Below are 3,044 nucleotides of genomic sequence, written 5' to 3' on the forward strand. Positions count from 1 at the left end.
GTTCGAGGTGCCGCTGGAGACCATCTACCAGTGGCGCCGCAAGCGCACCGGTCCGCCCGGATTCCGCGTGGGCCGGTACCTGCGCTACGACCCCGCCGAGGTCGCCCAGTGGGTGGCCGAGCAGAACCGAGAGGTGGCCTGATCTATGGCCGGACACATCCAGGACCGCTGGTACAAGACCGAGATCGGCCCTGGTGGGAAGACCCGGCGCGTCAAGACCGAGCGGTACGGCACCGGTTCCCGCTACCGCGCTCGGTACATCGGCCCGGACGGCAAGGAGAAGAGCAAGGCGTTCCCGGACCGCCAGAAGCGCCAAGCCGAACTGTGGCTGGCCAACATCGAGGCCGACATGTCGCGGGGCCAGTACCTGGATCCCAAGGCTGCCCGCACGACGTTCCAGGATTACGCCACACGGTGGTTGGCGTCGCAGACAACGGATGCCGTTACCCAGGAGGGCACCGAAAGGCGGCTCCGTCTGCACGTGCTTCCGTACCTCGGAGCCCGTCCCATGGGGACGTTCCAGCCCGTCCACATCCGGGAGTGGCTCAAGCGGCTGGAGGGATCTGGCCTGGCGGCGTCGTACATCGGGATCATCTACACCGACGCCCGAGCGGTGCTCTCCGCAGGCGTGGACGACGGCTTTCTCGTGCGGAACCCTTGCGCTTCCCGCTCGGTCCGTCAGCCGTCGTCCCGCCGAGAGCGCGTCGTCCCGTGGACGACGGACCGCGTCTTCGCGGTTCGAGCCGGGCTCCCGCAGAATCTTCGGCCGATGGTCGACCTCGGGGGAGGGTGCGGCCTACGGCAGGGAGAGATCCTGGGTCTTGCAGTCGACGCGATCGACTTCGAGGCAGAAATCCTGCGTGTCGACTTGCAGACCAAGGTTCTCCGGCAAGGGTTGGTGTTCGCGCCCCCGAAGGGAAACAAGGTGCGTGACGTACCTCTGCCGACGGCCGTCTCGGCCATTCTCAAGGATCACATCGCAATCTTTCCTCCAGTCGCCGTGACGCTCCCATGGCGAACATGGGACGGCCCCAAGGTCACCAAGCTCTTGCTCTTCACCGACGCCGCCGGGGGCACCTTTCGCCGCTCGACGTTCAACGAGGCGCTGTGGAAACCCGCACTGGCGGCCGGCGGCGTAATCCCGGTCCCGCGGCGGGGGCAGCGGCACGCCAGCGCGCCCCGGGACGGAATGCACGCGCTCAGGCACTTCTACGCCTCCGTTCTGCTCGACGCCGGCGAGAACATCAAGGCGCTGAGCGAGTACCTGGGGCACGCGGACCCGGCCATCACGCTCCGGACCTACACGCACCTCATGCCGAGCAGCCCGGATAGAACCCGCCGGGCCGTCGACGCCCTCTACACGGGCCCGGCCGACCGCCCGGACGGCCCGTAGACGGCCCAGCGGAGACAGGCGGATGGCTCCCGCCTGGAAAACCCCAGGTGGGAGCCATCATGAGTGCCCCGTCAGAGCAGCGTCCGCCAGTAGTACCAGAACCTGTTGAGCACCAGCAGGGCGATGCCGAGGTACCAGAGTGCCGGCACCACCCAGTGGTAGCGGGCCACCGACGGCCACCAGCGGGGGGCCGGCAGGACGCCCGTCCGCAGGTTGTGCAGGGTGAGGTACCAGGCCAGCGGCCCGACCACGGCCCACACCACCATGCAGTACGGGCAGAGCGCGCCTATCTCGTACAGCGCCTGGGTGATCAGCCAGACGGTGAAGGCCAGGCCGGCCAGGGCGCCGGCCTGCAGGCCCAGCCAGTACCAGCGGTGGTAGCGGGCACCGGCCAGCAGGCCGGCGCCGGCGGCGACCAGCACCGCGAACGCCGCCAGGCCGAGCAGCGGGTTCGGGAAGCCGAAGACCGACGCCTGGCCGGTGCGCATCACCGAACCGCAGCTGATCACCGGATTGATGCTGCAGCCGGGCCGGTAGGCCGGGTTCTCCAGCATCCGCAGCTTGTCGAAGGTCAGGACCGCCGAGGCCGCCAGGCCGAGCAGCCCGCCCACCACCAGCAGCCGGGCGAGGCCCCGCCCCGCACCGATCGTCGCACCGGAGGCCATGTCAGGCCCCGGTCGTCTTGCGGACCAGCGCCGTCCACTGCTCGCCGGTCACCGGCTTGCCGTCCTGGCCGAAGACGTTCAGCACCTTGCCGTCGAGCACCACCGTCGGGGTGCCCTGGGCGCCGCTGGCGGAGAACGCCGCGTCGACCTTGGCCGCCCAAGGCCGGTAGGTGCCCTCGGTGACCGCCTTGGTGAACGCCTCGGTCTTCAGACCCGGGACCTTCTCCGCGAGCTGCAGGATCCGGTTGACGTCCCCGAAGCCGTCCTCGCGCTCGTCGGGCTGGTTGGCGTACAGCACGTCGTGGAACTGCTTGAACTTGTCCACGCCCTCGTTCAGCGCGGCCCCCGCGGCGGCCAGCGCCGTCCGCGAGCCCTTGCCGCCGAGGTTCTTGTCCAGGAACGCCGCCAGGTGGTACTCGATCTTGTACTGGCCGCTGTCCGCGAGCTGCTGCACCGCCTGGCCGGCGGAGGCCTCGAACTGCTTGCAGACCGGGCAGCGGAAGTCCTCGTACACCTGCAGGGTGTGCGGCGCGTCCGCCTTGCCGTACACCACCACGGTGCCGTCCTGGCCCGTGGTGTTGGCCGGCACCGTCAGCGGCGCCGAGGCGGCCGGGTCCGCGTCCGAGGAGGTGGCGGTGGCGATCGCCGCCACCGTGCCGCCGACCACGGCCAGCGCCGCCACGACGCTCACCGCGACGACGGTGCGCCGCCGCAGCGCGGCGGCCTTCTTCTCCCGGCGGTGGGCCTCCTGGAGGCGCTCACGGGCGGAGGTGCGGGACTGCTGGGGCTGGGTGCTCATGATGATCCGTCGAATCCTCGCGTACGGGCGCACCACCGGGCCGCGCGGCCGCGCAGCGGTGCACCGAAGAGAAGGGGGAAGGCACGCGGGGCCCGCCCGCCCGGCGGCAGTGCCGTCAGCAGGCGAGCGCGAACACCGGCGGGCCGCGGCGCGGCGCCGGCGAGGGAACGACGGACTCCGGGCGGGG

The 3,044-nt window shown here is 70.8% G+C and carries 4 protein-coding genes; 2 read left to right on the plus strand and 2 right to left on the minus strand.

Annotated features, from left to right (window positions below; translation table 11 throughout):
* The coding region (locus ABZ641_RS31035; protein WP_359987177.1) for a helix-turn-helix domain-containing protein at positions 1 to 142 on the plus strand (142 nt) is incomplete at its 5' end.
* 3 nt (positions 143 to 145) lie between these two features.
* Positions 146 to 1,393, plus strand: coding sequence for a site-specific integrase (locus ABZ641_RS31040; protein ID WP_359987168.1), 1,248 nt, complete (start codon positions 146 to 148; stop codon positions 1,391 to 1,393).
* A 71-nt stretch (positions 1,394 to 1,464) separates the two neighbouring features.
* Here the strand turns inward: ABZ641_RS31040 and ABZ641_RS31045 are convergent, their stop codons facing one another.
* Together ABZ641_RS31045 and ABZ641_RS31050 are read right to left on the minus strand one after the other, a co-directional pair.
* Positions 1,465 to 2,058: a vitamin K epoxide reductase family protein gene (locus ABZ641_RS31045; RefSeq protein ID WP_359987171.1), complete on the minus strand. Its 594-nt coding sequence runs from the start codon at positions 2,056 to 2,058 to the stop codon at positions 1,465 to 1,467.
* Position 2,059: 1 nt separating this feature from the next.
* A complete protein-coding gene (locus ABZ641_RS31050) occupies positions 2,060 to 2,857 on the minus strand; it encodes a thioredoxin domain-containing protein (protein ID WP_359987174.1) in 798 nt (265 codons plus the stop codon).
* Positions 2,858 to 3,044: the final 187 nt, after the last annotated feature.

It is taken from the genome of Kitasatospora sp. NPDC007106 (assembly GCF_040634455.1).
In the GTDB taxonomy this organism is placed as follows: domain Bacteria; phylum Actinomycetota; class Actinomycetes; order Streptomycetales; family Streptomycetaceae; genus Kitasatospora; species Kitasatospora arboriphila.